Origin of the sequence: Kitasatospora sp. McL0602 (assembly GCF_052076145.1) — a bacterium.
Lineage (GTDB): Bacteria > Actinomycetota > Actinomycetes > Streptomycetales > Streptomycetaceae > Kitasatospora.
In genome coordinates this window covers 7,720,873-7,743,448 of sequence record NZ_CP197246.1, presented here as the reverse complement: position 1 = coordinate 7,743,448, position 22,576 = coordinate 7,720,873, and the positions used below count along the sequence as shown (strand labels likewise).

Annotated in this window: 23 protein-coding genes and 1 pseudogene; 18 read left to right on the top strand and 6 right to left on the bottom strand. The window is 69.8% G+C overall.

Annotated elements, in window-relative coordinates; genetic code table 11:
* Nucleotides 1–88: 88 nt before the first annotated feature.
* On the bottom strand, nucleotides 89–718 hold the full coding sequence (locus ACR68M_RS35145; protein WP_441248225.1) for a dTMP kinase: 630 nt from the start codon (nucleotides 716–718) through the stop codon (nucleotides 89–91).
* Nucleotides 719–1,155: 437 nt separating this feature from the next.
* Between ACR68M_RS35145 and folE the strand changes: the two genes are divergently transcribed.
* The 10 genes from folE (at nucleotide 1,156) to ACR68M_RS35095 (ending at nucleotide 10,177) form a co-directional block, all read left to right on the top strand.
* A complete protein-coding gene (gene folE, locus ACR68M_RS35140; RefSeq protein WP_441248224.1) occupies nucleotides 1,156–1,785 on the top strand; it encodes a GTP cyclohydrolase I in 630 nt (209 codons plus the stop codon).
* A gap of 87 nt (nucleotides 1,786–1,872) precedes the next feature.
* Nucleotides 1,873–2,745 (top strand): dihydropteroate synthase, encoded by an 873-nt coding sequence (gene folP, locus ACR68M_RS35135; protein ID WP_441248223.1) that lies wholly within the window; start codon nucleotides 1,873–1,875, stop codon nucleotides 2,743–2,745.
* 17 nt (nucleotides 2,746–2,762) lie between these two features.
* Nucleotides 2,763–3,722: an NAD-dependent epimerase/dehydratase family protein gene (locus ACR68M_RS35130; protein WP_441248222.1), complete on the top strand. Its 960-nt coding sequence runs from the start codon at nucleotides 2,763–2,765 to the stop codon at nucleotides 3,720–3,722.
* 2 nt (nucleotides 3,723–3,724) lie between these two features.
* On the top strand, nucleotides 3,725–4,456 hold the full coding sequence (locus tag ACR68M_RS35125) for a hypothetical protein (RefSeq protein ID WP_441248221.1): 732 nt from the start codon (nucleotides 3,725–3,727) through the stop codon (nucleotides 4,454–4,456).
* 28 nt (nucleotides 4,457–4,484) lie between these two features.
* A complete protein-coding gene (locus ACR68M_RS35120; protein ID WP_441248220.1) occupies nucleotides 4,485–5,624 on the top strand; it encodes a MazG nucleotide pyrophosphohydrolase domain-containing protein in 1,140 nt (379 codons plus the stop codon).
* Nucleotides 5,621–6,304, top strand: coding sequence for an ATP phosphoribosyltransferase (gene hisG, locus ACR68M_RS35115; RefSeq protein ID WP_441248219.1), 684 nt, complete (start codon nucleotides 5,621–5,623; stop codon nucleotides 6,302–6,304). Before ACR68M_RS35120 ends, hisG begins: the two co-directional genes overlap by 4 nt.
* Entirely contained in the window at nucleotides 6,304–7,542 is a 1,239-nt protein-coding gene (locus tag ACR68M_RS35110; protein WP_441248218.1) for a hypothetical protein, read from the top strand. The genes hisG and ACR68M_RS35110 overlap by 1 nt, the downstream gene beginning before the upstream one ends.
* Before the next feature lie 5 nt (nucleotides 7,543–7,547).
* Nucleotides 7,548–8,729 (top strand): hypothetical protein, encoded by a 1,182-nt coding sequence (locus ACR68M_RS35105; protein ID WP_441248217.1) that lies wholly within the window; start codon nucleotides 7,548–7,550, stop codon nucleotides 8,727–8,729.
* On the top strand, nucleotides 8,726–9,598 hold the full coding sequence (locus ACR68M_RS35100) for a class II fructose-bisphosphate aldolase (protein ID WP_441248216.1): 873 nt from the start codon (nucleotides 8,726–8,728) through the stop codon (nucleotides 9,596–9,598). The genes ACR68M_RS35105 and ACR68M_RS35100 overlap by 4 nt, the downstream gene beginning before the upstream one ends.
* A gap of 6 nt (nucleotides 9,599–9,604) precedes the next feature.
* Nucleotides 9,605–10,177: a thioredoxin family protein gene (locus tag ACR68M_RS35095; protein WP_441248215.1), complete on the top strand. Its 573-nt coding sequence runs from the start codon at nucleotides 9,605–9,607 to the stop codon at nucleotides 10,175–10,177.
* Between the two features lie 83 nt (nucleotides 10,178–10,260).
* Here ACR68M_RS35095 and purN read toward each other — a convergent pair whose 3' ends face one another.
* The gene (gene purN / locus ACR68M_RS35090) at nucleotides 10,261–10,878 is read right to left on the bottom strand and encodes a phosphoribosylglycinamide formyltransferase (protein WP_441248214.1); all 618 of its coding nucleotides are present in this window, start codon (nucleotides 10,876–10,878) and stop codon (nucleotides 10,261–10,263) included.
* 259 nt (nucleotides 10,879–11,137) lie between these two features.
* Between purN and ACR68M_RS35085 the strand changes: the two genes are divergently transcribed.
* Entirely contained in the window at nucleotides 11,138–11,437 is a 300-nt protein-coding gene (locus tag ACR68M_RS35085) for a transposase (RefSeq protein WP_441248213.1), read from the top strand.
* Nucleotides 11,434–12,096, top strand: coding sequence for an IS3 family transposase (locus tag ACR68M_RS35080; protein ID WP_441248212.1), 663 nt, complete (start codon nucleotides 11,434–11,436; stop codon nucleotides 12,094–12,096). Before ACR68M_RS35085 ends, ACR68M_RS35080 begins: the two co-directional genes overlap by 4 nt.
* On the opposite strand, the gene ACR68M_RS35075 is transcribed toward ACR68M_RS35080, so the two are convergent.
* Nucleotides 12,044–13,354 carry an IS30 family transposase gene (locus tag ACR68M_RS35075; protein WP_441251794.1) on the bottom strand — a complete coding sequence of 437 codons (1,311 nt, stop codon included), beginning with the start codon at nucleotides 13,352–13,354 and terminating at the stop codon, nucleotides 12,044–12,046. The genes ACR68M_RS35080 and ACR68M_RS35075 overlap by 53 nt on opposite strands.
* Before the next feature lie 26 nt (nucleotides 13,355–13,380).
* Here ACR68M_RS35075 and ACR68M_RS35070 point away from each other — a divergent pair, with 26 nt between their 5' ends.
* From ACR68M_RS35070 to ACR68M_RS35055, 4 genes and pseudogenes are all read left to right on the top strand, one after another.
* Nucleotides 13,381–13,758 (top strand): transposase, encoded by a 378-nt coding sequence (locus ACR68M_RS35070; protein ID WP_441248211.1) that lies wholly within the window; start codon nucleotides 13,381–13,383, stop codon nucleotides 13,756–13,758.
* A 277-nt stretch (nucleotides 13,759–14,035) separates the two neighbouring features.
* Nucleotides 14,036–14,512, top strand: a complete 477-nt coding sequence (locus ACR68M_RS35065) for a transposase (RefSeq protein WP_441248210.1) — start codon at nucleotides 14,036–14,038, stop codon at nucleotides 14,510–14,512.
* Between the two features lie 119 nt (nucleotides 14,513–14,631).
* Complete coding sequence (locus ACR68M_RS35060; protein WP_441248209.1) at nucleotides 14,632–16,245, top strand: IS4 family transposase; 1,614 nt, start codon at nucleotides 14,632–14,634, stop codon at nucleotides 16,243–16,245.
* A 92-nt stretch (nucleotides 16,246–16,337) separates the two neighbouring features.
* Nucleotides 16,338–16,571: pseudogene (locus ACR68M_RS35055) on the top strand (IS3-like element IS1141 family transposase); the annotation flags it as partial.
* A 265-nt stretch (nucleotides 16,572–16,836) separates the two neighbouring features.
* Here ACR68M_RS35055 and ACR68M_RS35050 read toward each other — a convergent pair.
* The 3 genes from ACR68M_RS35050 to ACR68M_RS35040 form a co-directional block, all read right to left on the bottom strand.
* Nucleotides 16,837–18,330, bottom strand: a complete 1,494-nt coding sequence (locus ACR68M_RS35050) for an ISL3 family transposase (protein WP_441247770.1) — start codon at nucleotides 18,328–18,330, stop codon at nucleotides 16,837–16,839.
* Nucleotides 18,331–18,742: 412 nt separating this feature from the next.
* Complete coding sequence (locus ACR68M_RS35045) at nucleotides 18,743–18,952, bottom strand: hypothetical protein (RefSeq protein ID WP_441248208.1); 210 nt, start codon at nucleotides 18,950–18,952, stop codon at nucleotides 18,743–18,745.
* Nucleotides 18,953–19,863: 911 nt separating this feature from the next.
* Nucleotides 19,864–20,277 carry an organic hydroperoxide resistance protein gene (locus ACR68M_RS35040; protein ID WP_441248207.1) on the bottom strand — a complete coding sequence of 138 codons (414 nt, stop codon included), beginning with the start codon at nucleotides 20,275–20,277 and terminating at the stop codon, nucleotides 19,864–19,866.
* 99 nt (nucleotides 20,278–20,376) lie between these two features.
* Here ACR68M_RS35040 and ACR68M_RS35035 point away from each other — a divergent pair, with 99 nt between their 5' ends.
* Both ACR68M_RS35035 and ACR68M_RS35030 read left to right on the top strand, forming a co-directional pair.
* Nucleotides 20,377–20,919 carry a MarR family winged helix-turn-helix transcriptional regulator gene (locus ACR68M_RS35035; protein ID WP_441248206.1) on the top strand — a complete coding sequence of 181 codons (543 nt, stop codon included), beginning with the start codon at nucleotides 20,377–20,379 and terminating at the stop codon, nucleotides 20,917–20,919.
* Between the two features lie 363 nt (nucleotides 20,920–21,282).
* On the top strand, nucleotides 21,283–22,569 hold the full coding sequence (locus tag ACR68M_RS35030; RefSeq protein ID WP_441248205.1) for a DUF6348 family protein: 1,287 nt from the start codon (nucleotides 21,283–21,285) through the stop codon (nucleotides 22,567–22,569).
* The last annotated feature ends 7 nt before the right edge of the window (nucleotides 22,570–22,576 follow it).

Here is a 22,576-nt window from a genome sequence, read left to right as displayed (position 1 = left end):
CCCATGGTAATCACCTCGCTTTCCTCTCTTGGAATATCGGCCGACCGGTAGTCGGCCGAAGCCTGTGGCGGGGTGGGCGGGGAAAGCCTCAGCGGCCTGGGGCCCGCTCGTCTTCCCGCTGCGCCAGCGCTTCCCTGACCAGTTCGACCTGGCGGTGCGTCGGCAGTTCGGCGTTAACCCGGAGAACTCCGGGGAACCGGTCGAGAAGTTCGTCGTACGCCCGCGCCGTGCGCTTGAGTACGGATTCCTCCTCGCGGAGGTTCGATGATTTTCCGCGAGCCCGGATCCGTGCTGCGGCGATCTCCGGTGGAACATCAAGATAGATCATGAACGTCGGGGAGTCCATGACCTTCTCGAATGCCTTGATGAGCGCCAGCTCCGACTCGCCGGCGCCGAAGGACCGGCCGGTGGCCGCCCAGTCCAGGACGAACCGCTGGAGAATGACGTAGTCGTAGACCTCCAGCGCGGGCCGGACGTGGTCCATCGCGAAGCCGAACCGCTCAAAGCTCAGCGCGAGCCCGACGCGGTCGCCCGAGAAGTCCATGGCTGCGGAATCCGCCCGCCTGGACAGCAGTTCCGTCCACCGCCAGACCCGGGAGGGACCCATTTCCAGCTCTTCGGCCCTGACCCCGCGAGAGGTGAGGTCTCCGAGGATCGCATGGGCCAGCGTGGTCTTACCGGCGCCATCGATACCTGATACAGAAATTAGCTGACCCACTGGCCCTCTTGATGTAAATGAATCAGCTCAGAAAGCTGCCGATAGGTCAATGGAGAGCATTCGCCCCCCTCTGACTTCGTCATCGTAGCAGAGCATATATCATTACCAATACGGACATCACGGACTTATGTCACTATGTTGCTGAAGACAGATCAACAGCACGCATATCAGTGAATACACCCCATCATTCTTTACAGGGCTGGTCGGCGTGCTGCATAGTTCTCCGAGGGTTCCCCGATCGCTCCAGCTTGCGCCGGAATTGTCCTTTTGGGCACATATTCGGGGAACTGTCGCCATTGCTACGACGGCGCCGCACCGGCCGTCCATTGTTTCTGCGCCCCCGTGCGTCCAGCGACATCTGCGGCGCTCGACCCCAAGCGGACCTGCCGGCTCTGCCCCACCGAGCCGATTCACCGTCCGTGGAATCCGAAGGAACCATGGAACTATCGCTGCAGCTCGACCACCAGGACCGGATTCTCGAAATCGGGGCCGCCCCCGGGAGCGGCCCGGACGGTCCGACGGATCCGGCCGAGTCCGCCGCCGCGGCCTTTCTCGCCGCACTAGGCGTGGGCCTCGGTTCGGAGGGCGGGGCGAACACCCCCAGGCGCATGGCCAATGCCTTCAGGGAGCTACTGAGCGCTCGGCCCTTCGAGCCGACGACATTCCCGCACGACGGCACCAGCCCGCAGTTGGTCGTTGTCCGGGACATCACGTTCCATTCACTGTGCCAGCACCATGTGCTGCCTTTCCAAGGCGTCGCCCATGTCGGCTACCTGCCGGGCAGTCGAATCCTGGGCCTCTCCAAGCTGGCCCGCGTCGTGGAGCTCTATTCCCGCCGGCTCCAGGTCCAGGAACAACTCACCGAGCAGATCGCGGACTGGCTGCAGGAACACGCGGACCCGGCCGGGGTGGGCGTCGTGATCGAGGCCGAGCACCTGTGCATGACCTTGCGCGGTGTCGGCGCCCAGGGCACCCGGACGACGACCTCGGTGCTGCGGGGCCTGATCGGGACGGACGAGCGGTGGCGTCAGGAGTTCCAGCAGCGAACGGCACCGGCCAGCCGGTGACAGTCCGTGCCTCGCACGGTATTTCAGCGCAATACGGCGCGCGGGGAGCCCGCTCCACCGCCGTCGACCCCATGAAAGGCAGACGTAGTGTCAGTTCCTGACCTCCAGCGCTACTACAGCGACTGGCCCATTCTCTTCGCGCACGACATCAAGCTCGTCGGTGTGATCAACACCTCGCCCGACAGCTACTTCGGCACCTCCTACGCACCTGACGTGGAGACCGCGCTGGCGACCGCGCGCAAGCACATCCAGGAGGGCGCCCACTACATCGAGGTGGGCGGTCTCTCGGGCGGCTCCTCCGCACGACGGGTCAGCGAGCAGGAGGAGATGGACCGCAGCCTTCCGGTCGTCGAGGCCCTGATGGCCGAGTTCCCGCAGGTGACCCTGACGATCGACACCTTCCGGTCGGCCATCGCCGACGCGGCCCTGACCGCGGGGGCCCAGGCGATCAACGACGTGACCGCCATGACGTTCGACCCCGCGATGGTGGAGGTCGCCAAGCGCCATGACGCGCAGGTGTTCCTGATGCACCTGGAGGGCCCCGGAGGCCACGCGGGACGCAAGCTGAACCGGCCCTTCTTCAACGACGTGGTCGAGGAGATCAAGCAGTTCTTCGTCGAGCGGCTGGACGACCTCACCGCGCAGGGCATGGACAAGAACAACATCGTCATCGACGTCGGCCTCGGCGCGGGCAAGCGGCCGGCCCACGACTACCAGCTGCTCGCCCGGCTCAGCGAGTTCAGCGAGCTCGGCGTCGAGCAGATGAGCGCCTGCTCGCGCAAGCAGTTCGTCGAGGCCGTCAGCGCGGTCCCGCCGAGCGAGCGGCTCGGCGGCAGCATCGTCGGCTCGCTCTGGTCGGTCCTCGCGGGCTGCCGCTACCTGCGGGTCCATGAGGTGCGCCCCTACGCCCAGATGCTCGATGTCTGGAACGGCATCATGTCCCGGTCCGTCCAGAACTGACGGCTGGGCGAACGCAGATGTGCACAGTCGCGGTCACCGGTGCCGCAGGTTACCTGGGCGGCGCCGTGGCCCGCGCCTTCGCACAGCAGCGGGGCCCGGAGTCGGTCCGCTGCCTCGTACGGACGCAGGAACAGGCGCTGCCCCTGCGGGCGGCAGGCTTCCAGGTCCAGCAGGGGGACGTGACCGATCCGCTCGTGGCGGACCGGCTGCTCAGCGGCTGCAGCGCCGTGGTGCACGCCGCCGCTCGGCTAGGCGCCGCCCCGAGGGAGGAGGCGTTCGCGGTGAACGTCGATGCCACCGAACGCCTCGCCCGGTCCGCGCTACGCGCCGGACTGAGCCGCTTCGTCCTGATCAGCAGCATCGAGGCGTACGGCGCCTTCGCGGGCAGGGTCCTGCACGAGGACGAGCCCTTCCGGCCCGTCGACCACGTCTACGCCGAGTCGAAGGCGCTCGGCGAACAGGCCGTGCGGGAGGTCTACCGGCAGGCCGGGAGCAACGCCTTCACCCTGCTGCGGCCCGGCATGGTGTACGGGCCCGACTCCGAGTACTGGACGCACCGTTATCTCCGCAAGGCGCAGAACGGCCGGATCCCGGTGCTGGGCGGCGGCGGCCGGGTGTTCCCGGTCTTCGAGCCGGACCTCGTCACCGCGGTCCTGCGCGCCACCGAGCGGGACCAGGCCGCCGGAGAGGCCTTCAACCTCGTCCACGACGAGGGCCTGACCTGGTGGGACTGGGCCGAGGCACACCACAGGCTGGCCGGCCGAGGCACACCGCGCCGGCGCTGGGTCCCTGCAGTAAAGGCCGGATCGAAGCTGCGGGAACTGACCGGCCGGGCAGGCAAGGGACGCAAGCTGGAGGTAGAGCTGCGCTCCGGCACGCTGCCGAACGACAAGGCACGCCGATGCCTTGAGTGGTCCCCCCAACCATTCGCGGATGCCATGGCATCGTGCGATCCGCTTCCGACATCACGAGGTTGACGATGAAGATCTCCGACATCGTCCCGGACTTGCGCGTGCCTTGGCTCTCGCTTCCTGAGGGCTCGGCGGAACGCCGCTTCAGCAACGGCACCGTCTCGCTGCGGTCCGACGCGACCGGCCTGCCCTCCACCAGGACGCTGCTCGACGACACGCTGCGGGTATCCGTCACCACGAGCGCCGACCTGACGGCCGACCAGTTCCTGGAGAGCGCGGTCGGCGAACTCGCCGAGGCGATCCCGCTGGGCGGGCCGCTCTCCGCGACGCTGAGCCTGGTGCTGGTGCTGGCGCTCTGGGACGAGGAGTTCCGCGCGTCCGGGCTGTTCGCCGGGAACATCTACCTGGCCTCCGAGCGCGCGGTGCCGGCCCTCGCGGATGCGGCGGGGCTGGACTGCCCCGACCTGCACTCCCCGCAGACGCTGGACCGGCTGCTCGGCGAGCTCTTCCAGGCCGAGTTGATCTACCGCTTCCCCGTCGCGGTGAAGTTCCGCGGCGTCTTCGGCAAGGAGCGCCAGTTCCGCCTCAACTGCTGGGGGCGCAGGCTTGTGGCCCAGCTCGAGTGCCACCCCGCGACCGTGAACCTGGCCGCGTCGGTCAGGGCTGGGATCAGGGCGCATCTCGACCAGCACCGGGCCGCCTACCAGGAGCACATGGCACTTCTCGCGGAGCTGGCCGCACACCCGGCCGGTACCGCGTGGAACTCGGCCGAAAGACTGCCGGTCGGCATCCTCTTCTGAGGCTGGACGACGAAGGAAGACCGTCACGATGAACCCGAACATCCACATGGTGTGGCATCCCGCCGGCTCGGCGCCCGAGCCGGCCTGCTCCGCGGCACCCCACGCCACGGAGCAGGCCGCCGTGTGGCAGGTGCTGGGCGTGCAGGTGAGCCTGCAGACCGGCCGACCTGGCGACCGTTCGGCCGGGTCCGGCCTCCCGGGCCGGCTTGTGGTCCACCGTCAGGAGGCGGGCCTCGGCGTCGACATCGTGGCGCCCAGCTGGGACGAAGCGCGCGCAGCCGCTCTTCCCGTCCTGCTGGGACTGGTCGCGCTGACCTGCGGCATGACCTATCTGCGGTGCGGCGTGGCGCTCGCCCCCGGGCGACCGGACGAAGGGGTGCTGGTGCTCGGGGCGGAGCACACCGTGCGGTCCCCGGGCCCGTGCCAGGCCGTCGAAGGGCCGCACGTCCTGGTGGACACGGCCTGCCGGCCGCCCCGCGCCCACGTCATCGACGAGCAGACGCTGGGCGCCAGCCGGGCCGGGACGCTGCGGCCGGTCGCCCTGCGCGGGATCGTGGTGGCCACCAGCGACGACGAACCGCGTTACCTCGCCCCCAAAGCAGCCCGCTCCCACTTGCGCGCGCACGCCGGACTGCAGGGGCTCCTGCTGGCCGACTCCATGACGGGAAGCGGCGGTTCGCACCTCCTGTCGGACGTCGAGCAGGCCACCGACCGGCACGCCCAAGAGCTGGCGGCCGCGCTGGCGGCCACCTTGGTCCCGTCCACCGCACTGCGCGCCTGGGCGGCCGACCCGACGGCCACGGACCTGCCCGGGGCGCTCCCCCAGGCGCCCGCGGCCTACTCGGACGCCCACCTCGCGACGCTGCGCGAGATGCAGCAGCTCGCCTGCGGTGTCTACGGGCGCCTGGAGCCCGAACGCGCCCTCGCCTGGGCGCTGGAGGAGCTGGGCGAACTCGCCCAGGCGATCCGTCGCAAGGAGCACGACGCGCGGATCACCGAGGAGCTCGGCCAGCTGTTCAGCTGGGTGCTCTGCCTGGCCAACATCTGCGAGGTCGACCTCGCGGACGCGGCAGACCGGTCCCTGCAGCATGAGGCGCTGCGCCAGTCCACCCAGTACGGAGCGTTGCGCCCGTACCTGTCGGCCCCTAGCTTCCGGAGCCCGTCGTGATCAGACTCGCAGTTCCCAAGGGACGGCTCTGGGGGGACAGCACCCGTCTGCTCCAACGCCTCGGCATGCCAATCGACGCGCGCGACCGGCGCTACGCCTTCCAGCACCCCACCCTCGAACTCGAAGCGGTGGCACTGAAGATCCCCGACATACCGGCCGCCGTCGCGGACGGCCTGGTCGACTACGCCGTCGCCTCGGACGAGTGGCTGGCTGAACACGACGGACGCTACGACGCCCTGACCCCGCTGTGCTGGTACCACGTGCGGATCTGCGTCCTGGCCCCGGAACTCCAGGCCGACTCCTTCGCGGACCGCGCCGCGCGGTCCGTCGCCGCGCCCCGGCGCGCGCTGACGGTCGCGACGCCGTATCCAGCCACCGCGGCACGGCTGTTGAACGCGCCCGAAGCCTTCCGGATCCGACACGTCGTCGGAGCCGTCGAGGCCTACCCAGGCCGGATGACCGACCTCGCCGTCGACTGTGTCGAGAGCGGGGACACCGCCCGCGCCAACAACCTCGCGGAGGTCGGCGAACTGCTGCGCTGCGACGTACGCCTGGTCGCCGGCCCGTCGGCGGACACCGCGCACCGCGCCGCCGTGCACCTGCGCACCGTAGTGACGGCCGAGGCCGTCGACGGCAGCTGCACGTTCGGTGGCGCGCTGCTCCCGGCCGGCCGGCCGTGATGACGGACCTGGCCGGCCGAGTGGCGGTCGCGCAGGCTGCGACCGCGGCTGCCGTCGCCGCGGCCTTCCCCTATCTCGGTCTCGGCCCGGCGATCAAGCAGCGGCTGGACGAGGAGGCCACCGAGGCCCTGGAACGGACGCTGTCACTCGCCGAGGGCCTCGGGTCGCTGGGACTGGCCAGCTGCGAGGGCCCACGGGACGGCGCCCGGGCAATCACCGTCGAGCGCAGCGCGTCGGCGGACGTGCAGGTCTACTGCGACCCGATCGACGGAACGCTCAACGCCGCCCGCGGCGGCCCCCGTTCCTTCAGCGTCCTGGCGCTGAGCAGCCGAGCCGGCCGCCAGGGCCTCGCCCTCGACGACTCCCAGGCCATCTTCGCCCTGGGCAGCCACCAGGACGACGTCTCCACCGCGTTCGACAGCGGCGCCCGGTGGTCCGACGTCGTAACGGAGCACCTGCGCCGGCCCGAGCGGCTCACCGCCACGCTCAACCGGAGCGACAACCTGCGCCTGCTGCTCGAACTCGGCGGCTGGGGCCTGGACCGCTTCACCGTCGGCAGCCGGGCCGGGCACCGGCCCAGCCTGCGCGGATCCGGCACCCTGGCGGTCGGCGACGCCACCGTAACGCTGCCCTTCGAATGCGACCTGGAGTTCGGGCGGCTCGGTCTCGCGGAGGCGCAGATCCAGTCCGCGCTGTACCCCAATTGGAGCGGGCTCGTCGTCTCGCGCGACAGCATCCGCGCGTCGGCGGACGGGCTGCGCGGCTACCTCGACCGCTACCTGGCCGCCCGCTCCTGGGGGGACGTCCGTCGGCTGCGCTCCCTCTTCACCGTCCAGGAGCTCGCCGGCTTCCACGAACGCGGCCTCACGCTGTACGAGGTCACCGACACGCTCGCAGCCGAGGACTTCGGACCGGGCCGCGACGCGGTCGTGTCGATCGCCGCCCTGACGTCACCCCACGACACCGCCTTGGGCACCTCCGCGGCGGTGCTGAACGATCCGCTCTGGCACGCCGAGTCGGGCCGCCTCGCGGTGGACGTCCTCACCTGCGCCGGGGGACGGGTGACCCGACGACGCCACGAGGTCGCCGTCGAGGACAACCCGGTACTGTCCGCCCGCGTGCGGGCCTGGTACCAGAGCTTGCACTGGTCCGACGCCCCGGCGGACGACGCGACAGGCCAGTTCCTCGCAGCCCTGGCCGAAGGCCGGACCCCACCCGCCCCATCAACCCGAGGGTGACACCTGTGATCGACACGACAGACCGGTGGCAGCACCTGGTGCTCACCGAGACCTTCGCCGCCGAGGGCTGCTGCTTCGCGGACATGGACGGCGACGGAGTGGACGAGCTGGTCGCCGGCGCCCACTGGTGGAAGGTGGACGGCTCCGACGGCGTGCCCTTCCGTACCGTCCCCGACGCCTGGCTCCCGCCGTGGGGCGGCGGCCCCGACCGGCACGACCCGCACGCCCACCTGCGCGAAGGCGGCGGCCCCGCGCAGTACAAGGCGGCCACCTACGACTGGGCACTGACCGGCACCCCGGGCCGGCCCACCCCGGTCCTCTCCGTCGGCATGCACCGGGACCCGGTCCGCTGGTACGAGCCCGGGGCCGCCCCCGGCCAGTGGAGCGATCACGAGGTCGTGCGCGGCGGCATCTACGAGTCGGCGGTGTACGCCGAGCTGGACGACACGGGGACATACGGCCTGGTCACGGTTCCGGACCGTCCCCAGGTGGCGTGGTACGAGCCCGGCCCGGACCCTCGTCAACCGTGGACCGAGCACCTGATCGGCGAGCTCGGCGGGAACTGGCACGGACTCGGCGTAGGGGCCCTGGAGCAGGACGGACCGCCGCACGTCCTCACCCCGACCGGTTTCTACCGCAGCGGCGAGGACATCCGGCAGCCGTGGCACTGGTCCGCGTTCACCCAGATCGACAGCGCCGGGAACGGACAGGATGGGCTCGGCGACGTCTGCCTGATCCACGCGCACGCGGTCGGGGGCGGCACCCCGAGTCTGTTCGGCGCGAGCCCGCACGACCGCGGTCTGTGGCGCTGGGACCTGGTGGCGGCCACCGCCACCGGGCGCACCTACCGGCGCTACGACCTGGAAACCTCGACGTCGCAGCTGCACGCGCTGCGGGTCCTGCCCGCCCTGCCCGGCGAGGACGTGGACGCCTGGGTCATCACCGGCAAGCGGTGGCAGGCACACGGAGCCCACCACGACACCGACCCGGCCGGCGACCCGGTCCTGTTCCGGGTCGGCGTGTACGCGGACCCGGACGTGCCGTCCCGGGTCGAACTGATCGGCCGCGGCAGCGGCGTCGGGCTGCAGTTCGCCGCCCGACGCCTGCCGGACGGACGGATGCAGATCGCCACGGCCAACAAGTTGGGAGTCCACATGTACACGGAGCGAGAGGACACATCATCATGACCCGCCATGCACGGACGGTGAACGAGCTGCTGGAGCCGCTGCGCGCGGACCAGGCGCTGTGCGCGTTCAACGTGGAGAACTTCGACACCCTGAAGCCCGCCATGCGCGCCGCCGCCGACCTGGAGTGCCCACTCATCGTGGCCTACACGGTCCCCGCGGCCCAGTACCTCGGCTACGGCCTGGCCGCCGAGCTCGTCGAGTCGCTCGCCGCGCACTACGGCGTCCGCTACGCGCTGCACCTCGACCACTGCGAGTACGCCGACGAGATCCGGCAGGCCGTGCCGGCCGGCTTCACCTCGGCCAACTACCTGGACGAGGGAGCGATCGAGCCCGGCTCCTACCTCCCGATCGCGCAGGCCCTGCGGGCCGAGTTCAAGGACCGGGCCTCGCTGGAGTTCGTCCTGGGCACCCTGGGGCACATCGACCACGGGCCCGACGACGACCACGCGCACCACCACGGCGAAGCCTCCCGCGCGGTGTCGCTCGAGGAGGTCGCGGACTTCGCGGCCGCCTGCGAACCCGACATCATCGGCTTCGAGTGCGGTTCGCTGCACGGCATGCGCGAGCGCAGCCAGGGACTCGACCTGGAACTGGTCGCCGGCGTGGCCCAGTCCACCGGTCTCCCGATCGTCCTGCACGGCTCCTCCGGTGTCCGCGGTGACGACCTGCTGGCCGGTCTCGACGCGGGAATCCGCAAGGTCAACATCGAGACCGCCATCCGTGCCGTCTACATGGACACGGTCCGGGCGACGGCCTCGGGCTCCGGGGACGGCGCCCGCAAGCCGCGCTACCTGACCAAGGCGACGGACGCCGCGCTGCACGCGACCTACACCGACTTCCTCACCTCGTACACCCTGCGGAAGGGCTGAGTGACCATGGCACTGCTGAGTTCGGCCCCGGTCCAGTCCGGCCAGGAGATGCCGTCGTTCCGGCTTCCCGACTTCGACGGACGGCTGTTCGCCAACGCGGACGTGGCGGGGACCGCCGGGACCCTGATCGTGTTCATGTGCAACCACTGCCCCTACGTGCAGCACATCGCGGAGGGCCTGAGCACGATGGCCACCGATCTCCTGGAGATCGGCGTGACCACGGTCGGGATCAACAGCAACGACCCGGCCCGCGTCCCGGAGGACGACGCGGAGCACATGCGGGAGGAGGCGCGGATGCGGGCCTACACGTTCCCGTACCTCGTCGATGCCGACCAGGCGGCTGCCCACGCCTTCGGAGCCGTCTGCACTCCGGACTTCTACCTCTTCGACAGCTCCCGTCGGCTCTTCTACCGGGGCCAGATGGACGGCAGCCGGCCCGGCAAGCCGGAGCCGGTGACCGGCCGTGACATGAGGGAGGCGGTGGCCCTGCTGCTCGCCGGCGAGCCGGCCCCGGCGGTCCAGCGGGCGTCCCTCGGATGCAGCATCAAGTGGCGCCGCGACGACGACGCCAGCGCCTGAGAGCCATCCGGCCGGTGGGCTGCCGGAGAACACCCCGGCAGCCCACCGGCCGCATCACTGCCCCCTGCCCCCTGCGCCCCTCCTCAGCCGCGTCCGCCGGAGTGCCGCCCCGCCGCCTCAACAGCCAGCCTCCGTACGGTCGCCGGCAGCAGCGTGTGCTCCTCGGCGAGCACCCGCGCCGCCAGCGACTCGACCGTGTCCCCCGCCAGCACCGGCACCTCGCTCTGCGCGATGACCTCACCCGCGTCGTACTCGGCCGTCACGAAGTGCACCGAGGGCCCCGACACTGCATCCCCGGCAGCCAGCACCGCCTGGTGGACGGCGGCGCCGTACATCCCCGGACCACCGTGGCGCGGCAGCAACGCGGGATGGACGTTGACGATGCGGTTCTCGTAGGCGGCCAGCACATCCGGCCCGACCTTCCTCATGTAACCCGCCGTCACCACCAGGTCGATCCCGTGCTCGACGAGAGCCCCGTGCATGGCCGCGTCCAGCTCACCCGGCCCGGGATGGGTCACCGCGGACAGATGAAGGCTCGGAACACCGTGCGCCTGCGCGTAGAGCAGCGCCCGCGCGGCACTGTTGTTGCTCATGATCAACGCGATCTCGAACCCCGAACCGGCGACGAGCGAAGCCTCGTGAAGCGCTTGGAGGTTGGAGCCGGTGTGGGACGCGAGCACAGCCACCTTGAACTTGGTCATGTCCATAGCTTCCCAGATCAGCCGCCCCCTGACGCTCCCGGGTGGCTTCGTCGCCGGCGAACTCCCCCCACGGCTGGACAGCCAGGGAGCCGCCGATCAATAACTTGGCCGCCGAAACCTGGCTGACCTGCAATGTCAAGGGTCTGGCAACTGAAGTTATTGATCGACGACTCCCAGGGGTACGGTGTTGTCTGAAGCTTCCCCGTAGACCTGGACACCTGGAGCCTGGGACGTGAGGTCCCAGAGGGAGTAGAGCCAGGTGAGCAACAAGCAGGGCAAGCGGTACTCGGACGAGTTCAAGCGGGATGCCGTGACGTTGGCCCGTTCCTCCAGCAAGACGGTCACGGAGGTGGCCCGGGACCTCGGAGTGAGTCCTGAGGGTCTGCGGAGCTGGGTCAAGAAGGACCAGGCTGGCCGTGGCGAGGGCAGCGGGGGCGAGCTGACCAGCGCCGAACGCGAGGAACTTCGCCGCCTGCGCCGGCAGAATCTCGAACAGCAGAAGACTATCGAGGTCCTGAAAAAAGCGACGGCCTTCTTCGCGCGGGAGAGCGACCGGTGAGCGAGGTCTACCGGTTCATCGCGGCGGAGAAGGCCACCTACCCGGTCACCTTTCTGTGCCGCGTCCTGGGCGTTCCCCGTTCCTCCTTCTACGCCTGGGCCGACGGGCAGCAGGCCCGGCGCGAGCGGGCACGGGCTGATGACGCGCTCACGCACGAGATCACCGTGGTGCATCTCGCGTCCAGGGGCGCCTACGGCGTGCCCCGCGTGCACGCCGAACTGCGGCGGCTGGGCCATGCGGTGAACCACAAGCGGGTGGAGCGCCTGATGCGCGAACGCGGCATCGCCGGGGTCACCCGCCGCCGACGCCGCTCGCTGACCCGCCCGGACCGGCAGGCCCGCCCCGCGCCGGACCTGATCGGCCGTGACTTCACCGCCACCCGGCCCGGAACCCGCCTGGTCGGTGACATCACGTACCTGTCCACCGGAGAGGGCTGGCTCTACCTCGCCTGCTGGCTAGACCTGGCCACCCGCGAGGTCGTCGGCTACGCGATGGCCGACCATCACCGCGCCGACCTGGTCGTCGACGCCCTGCACATGGCCCACGGGCGAGGCCGACTGGAACCGGGCTGCATTGCGCACAGCGACCGCGGCAGCGAAGGTGGATTCAATCGGTCGTCGCAACACCGGCTTCCTGGAGTGATAGTAGGTGCTGGTTGAGGGCTTCGGCGGGGGTCTTCCATCCGAGGGTTTTGCGGGGTCTGTTGTTGAGGGTTGTGGCGACGGCCTGGAGTTCGGCGAGGTCCCAGCGCGACAGGTCCGTGCCCTTGGGGAAGTACTGCCGCAGGAGACCGTTCGTATTCTCGTTGGTGCCACGCTGCCACGGGCTGTGCGGGTCGGCGAAGTAGACCTGGAGCCCGGCGTCGATGGTCAGTTGGGCGTGCTGGGCCAGTTCCGTGCCGCGGTCCCAGGTCAGCGATCTGCGCAACTGCTCGGGCAGGGTGGTGATTGTGGCGGTGATCGCGTCCTTGACGGCCTCGGCGCCGCGGCCGGCCAGCGCGGGCCCGTTCTTTACCCGCGGCCCCAGGCCGAAGCCGTCCATCGGAGGCAGGTGCAACAGCATCGTGAAGCGCGTGGTGCGCTCCACCAGCGTGCCGATCGCGGACCTGCTCGTCCCGATGATCAGATCGCCCTCCCAGTGCCCAGGGACAGCGCGGTCCTCCACCTCGGCGGGCCGCTCACTGATCAGGACGTCGGCGGTCACATGGCCGTGGATGCCGCGCCGTGCCCGCTCCCGCGGAACCCGCAACGACCGTCCGGTGCGCAGACACGCCACCAGCTCGCGCTTGAGCGCTCCGCGCCCTTGGATGTAAAGAGCCTGGTAGATCGCCTCGGGAGAGATGCGCATGGACTCATCCTCGGGGAAGTCCACCTCGAGACGCCGCGATATCTGCTCCGGGCTCCACGAGGTCGCCCAGCGCCGGTCCTGCCGGCGGGGCTTGTTGCGTCCCTTCCACAGCGGCACCTCGGGTCCGTCCAAGGCCAGACCGTCTGCAGCCTGGACGGCCCCGGCCAGCCGGTCCTGGACGTACTCGCGCAAAGGCTCGCTGGCCAACAGTTTCGCGGCCTTCGGCCGCCGGGCACGCCGCTCGGCGTGCCACTGCGCCACCGAGGCCCGGTACTGAAGGTCGTAGGTCCGGGTGGAGGCGTTGCGTCGCAGTTCCCGCGAGATCGTCGACGGCGAACGGCCCAGGCGGCCTGCGATCTGGCGCACGCCGAAGTCTTGGGCTCGCAGCAGAGCGATCTCCTCGCGCTCCGCGAACGACAGGTAGCGGCCCGACACGGTCGGGGACCGGCGCGGAGGGGCCGCCTGGCTGGGGGCCGAGAGGTACTTGTGGACCGTCTTCCGATCCAGCCCGGTCTCCCCCCTCCCTGACAGTCTCGACCGAGACGCCCGGTATGTCGGGTTAGTCTGGATGGCGAGGCAGAGGAGATTCCCCCAGCATGGCCAGCACCACTGATCCCGACCCGGCACCGAAGCCGAAGCGGCGGACGTTCTCGCCGGAGTACAAGGTGCGGATCGTCGCCGAGTACGACGCCGCCCCCACTGGCGAGAAGGGCGCGATCCTGCGCCGCGAGCGGCTCTACCACTCCCACATCATCGAGTGGCGCCAGGCCCGCGACGCCGGCGGGATGGCAACGCTGACCGATCGGCGGACCTCACCGGCGCGCCCGAAGAAGGCCGCCGAGCAGGCCGAGCTGGAGCGCCTGCGCAAGAAGGTCACCCGCCTGGAGAAGGACGTCGCCCAACGCGACGCCGCCCTGGCCGTGCTGGGAAAAGCACACGCGCTCTTGGAGATGCTCTCCGAGAGCGCGGACTGAACCGCGCCGTCGAGCCGGTCCTGGACGAGGCCTTCACCGGCCTGGAACCCGAGCTGAGCACCACGACGGCCTGCCGGCTCATCGGCCGCTCCCGCGCCACCCACTACCGGAAAATGAACCCGCGCCCGCCCGTCGAGCGGGGGCCCCGCCCCTCCCCGCCGTCGGCGTTGAACCCTGCTGAACGGGCAGCGGTGCTTGCGCTGTTGAACCGCCCCGAGTACGTGGACCTGCCGCCGGCCCAGGTCTGGGCACGGGAACTGGACGCCGGCACCTACTGGTGTTCCGAGCGCACGATGTACCGCATCCTCAAGACCGCCGGACAGTCCGGCGAGCGCCGACGTCAAGCAACCCACCCAGCCAAGACCGTCCCGCAGCTTCTGGCCACCGCCCCTGCCAGGTCCTGACCTGGGACATCACCAAGCTCCGCAGCCCCAACAAGGGCCAGTGGTACCACCTTTACGCGATCATCGACATCTACAGCCGCTACATCTGCGGCTGGACCGTCGAGGCCGCCGAGGACTCCCGCCGCGCCGAGGAACTCATCCGCGAGACCATCGAACGCAACGGCATCGTGCCCGAGACCGTGCACGCCGACCGGGGCACCTCGATGACCTCCAAGGCCGTCGCCCAGCTCCTGACCGACCTCGGCGTGACCCGAAGCCACTCCCGGCCCAAGGTGTCGAACGACAACCCTTACAGCGAGAGCCAGTTCAAGACCATCAAGTACTCCGGAGACTTCCCCAAGGCCGCGTAGTTAAGCCGATACTCCCGCTGTCAAGTCCGGTGCGAGTTTCAGGACTTCCGCATGATGACCAACGGGACCTGCGATAGAGCAGGAAGCCGACCAAGGTCTTCCACTCTCGCGAGGTCCCGTTGTTCCACCAGTGTGCCACCACCACTTTCACCCGGAGCGTCACAGTCGCAGCTGGCGACCTGGCCCCTGGACATCTCGGCGAACTGACGCGCCATGCCCCCTTCGAACTTGTCGACGCCGTCATAGCGGAGACGAACACCGCAGCGCGGCGCCGCAGGCACCTGCCCTCCCGCGTCGGGATGTACTTCCTGCTCGCCCTGGCGCTCTTCCCCGGGCTCGGCTATCTGCAGGTCTGGGGGAAGCTGTGCTCCGGGTTGTCCGCCCTGCACCCGTATCAGCCCTCGGAGAAGGCACTACGTGATCTGCGTCGCCGTCTCGGTGCGGCCCCGGTCAAGAAGCTGTTCGAGGCCCTGGCCGGCCCCCTCGCCCGACCCTCTACGCCTGGAACCCGCTACCGGCGTTGGCGGACCGTCGCGTTCGACGGCTGCAGCTCAAACCGGGCAGCCGACCGCCCCCGCATCCTGGAGCGTCTGCGCAAGACCCGCCACCGCTGGGGCGAGGCGGGATACCCCACTTTGCAGCTCATGACCCTGGTGGAGACCGGAACACGCGGACTGCTCGGTGCAGTGTTCGGGTCCACCGACACCGGCGAACGCGCCTACGCCACCCGTCTACTGCCCCTGCTGTCCCCGTCGATGCTCTTGCTGCTCGACCGGGGGTTCGACAGCGCCGACTTCTTCACTGACATCGCCGCCACCGGCGCCCAGCTGCTGGCCCGCCTGCGCTCGGAACGCCGGCCGGCGGTCCTAGCCGTTCTCCCGGACGGCTCCTACCTCACCCGCCTGGGCACCCTCCAGGTTCGCATCATCGAAGCGGACATCACCGTCACCACCAGCGACGGACAGTGCCTCGCCGAGTCCTACCGGCTGGCTACCACCCTGCTGGACCACCGCACCGACCCCGCGGACGCGATGATCCGTCTCTACCATGAGCGTTGGGAGATCGAATCCGCCTACTACGCCTTGCGCCACACCCTGATGACCGGCTGCGTCCTGCGCTCCCAGGACCTGTTCGGGTTGGAGCAGGAGCTCTGGGCCCTGCTGACCACATATCAACTCCTTCGTCGGGCGATGGTCGAGGCCATCGAGTCGGTCCCCGGCGTGGATCCGGACCGGGCCAGCTTCACCATGGCGCTCGAAACCGCTCGCGCTCAGGTCGTCTTAGCCAACGGCGTACTGGACGACCACCCGACCGCCATCAGCAACGCCGTGCTCGGCGCACTTCTCCCGCCACGTCGGCCCCGCATCAGCGCCCGCAAGGTGAAGTCGCCGATGTCCCGCTATCCGGGCAAGAACACCGATCCACGCCCCGCGACCAGCAAGAAGATCACCGAACTGACGATCGCGATCACTCGACCCCTACCGCCCAGCCCCCCAGCGCCACCACGCGTCGGACACAAGGAGCTCGTCCTACGACTGCTGCGAAGCGACCAGGAACGGCGCTGGGGCTCACGCGAGATCGCCGAGCGAACAGGCCAAACCAACATAAGAAGCCTATGGACCGAGCTCAACCAGTGGACCCGGGACGGGATGCTGCGCAAGGTCAAACGTGACACCTACGTGCTCGCAGCCGAGTGGAGAATCAGCCCGAACCTGCCGACCCAGAGCAGTTGACAGCGGGAGTACCGGCTTAACTACGCGGCCTTGGAGACTTCCCCGAGTACTTCAACTCCCTTGCCCACGCCCGCGAATGGTGCGAAGGCTTCTTCGCCTACTACAACCACGAGCACCGGCACAGCGGCATCGGCCTGCACACCCCCGCATCCGTGCACTTCGGCACCGCGGAGCTGGTCCGCGAGCAGCGGGCCGTCACCCTCGCCGAGGCCTACGCGCGCCACCCAGAACGCTTCGCCCGACGCCCGAAGCCACCCGAGATACCAACGAACGTCTGGATCAACGAACCGAAGCCGGAGACAGAACCCGCTCAACAGTCCATATAGCGACAGACCGTCTCATTTGACTTGACAGCTTCCGCCCTGGCGATCTCCGACAGGCTCATCGCCCCGGATTCCAAGAGACCGCGGAAGCGCCGAAGATCCAACCAGCGATGCGGATCCAAGACCACTGCCAGCCCCTTCCGCCAGCCTACACCGACCTACCAGCATGGTGCCGAGCAACAGGGCTCACCGCATCAACAACTGTCCCTTTTCACCCGTACGAGAGTGGGGATGTTCATGGCTCTGGCGAGATTTTCGTAGCTGGAGATCATCCAGGGTCATTAGCAGGTCGGGTCGCGTACCGGCGGCGTAGGCGGGCGAGCAGGACGACCCGATGTCGGAGCAGTGGGACGCCCGCGCGGCCTCCCATCATGCGTTTCTGGAGCTTCACGTCGGTGATCCGACCCTCGTTGACCCCGGAGTTGTGTGGGGTGGTGATGCCTTGGGCAACGGCGTGCTGGTCTTCGCGTAGGGCTGCGGCGATGCCGGTGAGGGGCGCCAGCCCGCTACTGGCAAGTCGCTCGAGCCAGTCCGGCAGTGGTGTGGCATCGCGGGTGTCGAGCATGGCGGCGAACTCGCGGACCAGGCCGTGGGTGAGCCGGAGTTCCGGGCAGTGTTCGAGCAGTCGATGCAGACGTTCGGCGGTCTGGAGGCCGTGCCGGTCGGGACCGGTGATGATCCAGCGCGCGGCTTCGCGTGGGGAAGGCGGTCGTTCGCGGGGCTCGTCCAGGGGCAGGCCGCGCCTGAGGGGTGCGAGGGCCATCTTCACGCGCTGGTAGTGGCCCAGGTAGCCCTTGCCCACGAGTTCCTGATGAAGGATCACCGCGTTGCGCTCGCCCTCGTCCCAGCGTTGCTGCAGGTAGTCAAGGTAGGGGTCAAGAGTGGACGGGCGCCGGGGAGCCCGCCGAATGATCTCCTGCCAGGTACGGGCCCGGACGTACTTGCGCACCGTGCGGCGGTCCAGACCGAGCTCACGGGCCACGGAGCTGTGGGAGCGACCGGTGCCGGCGAGTGCCTGCACGGCTTCGAACAGCCGCCGCGCGTGTTGCACGGCCGGACCGTCCACCTCCCCAGCACCGACCTCCCCCGTTCCAGTGGGCTCCGGCCCGGCGGAATCAGGCGCGGGCAGCGCGGCGGTCAGGCAGCCGCGGTGAGCGGCGGCGATGTCCTGGACGCGCCGGGACAGGCCCTGCCAGAGATGGAAACGGTCGCTGACCTGGACCGCGTCGGGGGCGCCGGCGGCGATTCCCTGCCGGTAGGTTAGCGATCCGTCCCGGCAGGCGACCTCGACACCGGGATGCTCGCGCAGCCACCGGCTCAGCTGTTCGGCGTCCCTGCCCTCCCAGAGCGTCAGCGGGAGCCGTGTCGTTGCGTCGACCAGGAGGGTGCCGTAGGTGTCGCCGTAGAGCGCGAAGTCGTCCACCCCCAGCACCCGAGGCGTGACCAGCGGTGGCAGCGGCACCCGCATCAGCTGGGAGAGCACGGCGGACCGCGAGAGTGCGATGCCCAGGATGCTCAGCATCCGGGCCCCGCCCCGGCCGGCCAGCACCACGCCGACCGCCTCGACCAGCTCCTGCAGCAGCGGGGTCCGCCGCTGGTAGCGCATCGTCAGCCCCGGCACCTGCTCGGCGAAGGTCACCTTCGAGCAGGCCGGGTTCTGGCAGTACAGACGCCGCACGCCCAAGTCGATCCGAACCGGCCTACCGCCGACCGTCGTGTCGGCCAGGTGTCGCACGTACCGGCTGTGAACCCACTCGCTCACCGCCCCGCATCCCGTACACGGCACCGGGTTCCGGGACCGGGTACGGGCCTGGACCAGCACGACGGGACCAGAAGTATCGACCGAGACCACCGACACCCCGGCCAAGTGCGGCAACAACGCCGCAAGTTCAACGGAACACCATCACAGGCTGCCCGCCGCCAAGACGAAACGATCTCCGGCTACGAAAATCTTGCCAGAGCCATGTTCATGTGTACGCCGACAGCCCGTGCCCTGAAGATCGCCAACATCAACAGCTTCAGCGTTCAGCTGGCAACCTGGGCTCGCCGAGGCCTGCTCGACAGACCCGCACGCGGCCGGTATGCACTCCCGAGCAACTGCCTCACGCCAGCCACTTGACCTGCGAGGACAAGCCTTAACTACGTGGCCTTGTACCGAACCCGGAACGGTCCAGTCACGGCCGAGCCGGGTTGGTGTTGTAGTTCCCGCCGATCGAGATGGCGAGGACGGCTCCGTGTGCGGGGTAGGCGGCGGTGGCCAGCTGGGCGTGGTTGTACTGCTGCCAGTCGACATAGTACGAGGTCTTGACCGACGGGTACTTGAGCGCCACGTCGTGCGCGGCCGTTCCGTCGTCGAGGGTCGGCAGGTAGGGGGCCTGCGCCACCTGGACCGTTCCAGCCGGTCGCCCAGGCGACGTCGACCTGGCGGGCGGTACGAAATCGGAGCTTATCGGCACGGCGTACCGCACACTGGCCACATTCGGCCGCGCGGCCGCGATCGCGGCCTGCGACGGGCCTGCGCCATCGGGCGGTTGGTGTGCGTAGGCCAACGCCCCGACCAACCCGCCCTGCTTCCCCAAGTAGTACGGTGCCTCCTCCGTATGCCATCCCGCGATGGCCAGGGCCGTATCGACCTGCCCGAGGCGCTGCAGGAAGTCGCCGTCGAAGGCCTCGTACACCGTAGTGGTCCTGGAGCACGTCACAGGGGTCCACGTCTGACGAGTGATCGCGAAGCCAAGGTCGACCCAGCCAGTTCTGCAGACGTCCGCCACCGTAATACCCAAGTAGGTCGCCCAGGGCAACGCAGCACGCAACTGGTCGAGCTGACGGTCCAACTGGGCGGTCACCGCCCGGTCCGCTGCCCGAGCAGGGGCCGATCGTGCTGCTTTCGCGACGTCCGGTTGCGGCTCGGGCCGCAGGCTCAGGTAGGTCCAGGCGGCCACCCCAACGACCCCCGCGAGCGCCACCCACGCGACCACTGCGCAACCACGTGGCACACCTCCACGTCCAGACATCGAGCCCGCCCCCGGAGTCTCCAGCCGCATCCGACCTACATGAGGTCAGATGCTAATCCCTGCCGTTCAGTTGCCCTGCAGCGCCTCATCGCCAGGCAGCGAATACGGACTCCGATCCGGTACCCCGAAACGCCGAAGTCAGTACACGCTGGACCTATCCGGCTGGTCTCCCTGTCCATCGGTTCGTGCGCGGGGCCCGGGTGCGGGCCCGGGGGTACCAGGAAACGCGTGTGCAGCGGGAGGCCGGTGGGGCCTCCCGCTGCACACGCGCGTTCTGGGGCTTACTCGATGACGAGCTCGACCGGGATGTTGCCCCGGGTCGCCTTGGAGTACGGGCAGACCTGGTGGGCCTGCTCGACCAGGGCGCGGGCGGTGGCGGGCTCCAGGGAGTCCGGCAGCTCGACGCGCAGGATCACGGAGAGGCCGAAGCTGGTCTCGTCCTTGGCCAGGCTCACCTCGGCGGTGACAGCGACCTCCGAGGTGTCCACCTTCGCCTGGCGGCCGACCAGGCCGAGGGCGCTGGCGAAGCAGGCCGCGTAGCCGCCCGCGAAGAGCTGCTCGGGGTTGGTGCCCTGACCGTTGCCGCCCAGGGCCGGGGGCATCGCCAGCTGCAGGTCCAGCTGGCCGTCGTTGCTCACGGTGCGGCCCTGGCGGCCGTTGGTGGCGGTGGCTACGGCGGTGTACAGCGCGCTCATGAGATCCGTCCTTGCTGTCCGGTGAAGTTCTCGACGTCACCATGACAGCACACAATTCAATTGTGCACAACTAAATGGTGCCTGAGTTACCCTGGGCTCATGAGCGAGGACCTGCCGAGCACTGACCCGACCATCGGGCCGACCATCGGGCCGACCGCCGGGCCGACCGCGGAGTGGCTGCACCTGGACAACCAGATCTGCTTCGCGCTCCACGCCGCCTCGCGCGCCTTCAACGCCCTCTACCGGGACGCACTGCAGGAGATGGGGCTGACCTACCCCCAGTACCTGGTGATGCTGGTGCTCTGGGAGGACGGCGAACTCCCGGTAAAGCGGATCGGCGAACGCCTCCGGCTGGACTCCGGCACGCTCTCCCCGCTGCTCAAGCGCCTGGAGGCGGCCGGGCTGGTCCGCCGCGAGCGCAGCGCCGCCGACGAGCGCTCGGTGACCGTCCAGCTCACCCCGGAGGGCGTCGCCCTGCGGGCCCAGGCCCTCCGGCTCCCCGGGCGGGTCAGCGCCGCCACCGGCCTGGACCTCGCCGAGATCGCCGAGCTGCGCCAGCGCCTGGAGCAGCTCACCCGGGCCGTGGACGGCTCCGCCCTGGGTGGTTCCGTCCTGGAGGGGCCGGGGGCGGCCTGCGGCTGAGCCAGGCCGTGCTCGCCGCGTCCCGTTCAGCCGGTCCTACGTTGTTGGTGGGTTGGACGGGCCGTCGTATGGTCCAGAGATCCAGAGACGCCGGGTATGGCTTTCAGGCGGCACTCGTCGACGTACTGGGGCACCCACTGCCACGGCAGGACATCGGCATGCCGGGTGAACGTCCGAACCGTCCACTCCTGGTCGCAGACGTACCCCGGTGACAAGCCGGTTTCGGCGGCGCGGTCGGCGACCCGGACGGCGTTCAGGGCGGAGTCGAGGTGGGGTCGGTGCTGGCATTGTGGACGTAGTGCTCGGCCGTGGTGCGCGGAAATGCAGGTGGCCTGCTGGCACCGCGTCCGTAAGATCCCCCGCATGTCCTGGATACGCCGCCGTCCGCGCGCCACCGAGCCCCCCCCCCCCCCCCCCGAGGGCCGACTGCCCGATCTCGACTTCCTCGCCCTGGTCCGCGACGCCCTGGAGGAGGTCGCCCCCGGCTGTACGGCGGGCGCCGAGCTCAAGGGCAACTCACTGCGCAGCCCGCAGGGGTGGGCCGTCGCTGTCGGTCCGGCGGGGCACGGGGACGACCGGCACTACGACCTGATCGCCTTCCCGGACGTGAGCATCCAGCCCGAGGTGCCCTGCTTCGTGGACTGCGTCGTGGTGATCGGCAACCCGCGCGGCGCGGCCGGCCTGTGGGCTCGTTCGGCCGGCGCCTGCATGCTCGAACTGCTCGACGGGCGCGAGCGGTTCGCCGAGAGGTGGGGTCCCGAGGAGGAGCACGGCGTGCCGGGGTGGCGGTCCATCACCTCGGGTGTACTGGCCTACGGGCTCTCCGACCAGGAGAATTTCCGCTTCCAGGAGGCGCTGCTGGAGGCGGACGTGCTCCACGAGATCGCCGACACCTTCACCGCCGACCTGGAGTCGCCCTGGTTCAACGGCGTCCGGGTCTTCTACGGCGGCGCCCCCGGCTCCGTGGAGGCCGAGGTCCAGGTCAACGGCGAGCGGCACGAGGCCGCCTCCGCCGCGCTGGCCGCGCTCGGTCTGCCCGAGCCGACGGTCTTCACCGTCGCCCGGTCCTTCACCCTGGTGCTGCCCGTCGGCTCCGGCCAGGAACGCCACGGCCACGCGGCCGCCGGGTGCGGGTGCGACTGCGGCAACGCCTTGGACCCGGCGCACCCCGGCTTCGCTCACCCCCTCCCCCACCTCGTCGCCGAACTCTCCCCGGCCGAGCGGGCGGCACGGGTCACCTCCGACACCGGCGCGGTGATGGTCGCCCGGGGTATCGGCAACTTCCTCAAGGTCCGGCTGCCGATTCACCTCGACGACGGCCGCACCGTCGTCCACCTGGCCTGGGTGTACCTGCCCGCCGAGGTGATCGAGGACTACACCCGCCGCGTGCACGACGGCACCCTGGCCGGCCATCGCTTCGAGGGCCTGTTCTGCAACGCCATCGAGCCGTGGGGCGAGGAACTGCTCCAGGCCCGCGTCCTGCTCGGCGGGCAGCGGATCGAGGCGGACGGCTCGATCCGGCTCAGCGAGGTCCTCGACTCCCAGCACCCGCTGCTGGCCCGGATCCTGCGCGAGAGCTGGCCTGCCGCATTCGTGCTCGGCAACCCCGGCCCCGGCCCTGGGCCCGGCCCTGGGCCGTCCCGCTCCTGACCACGCG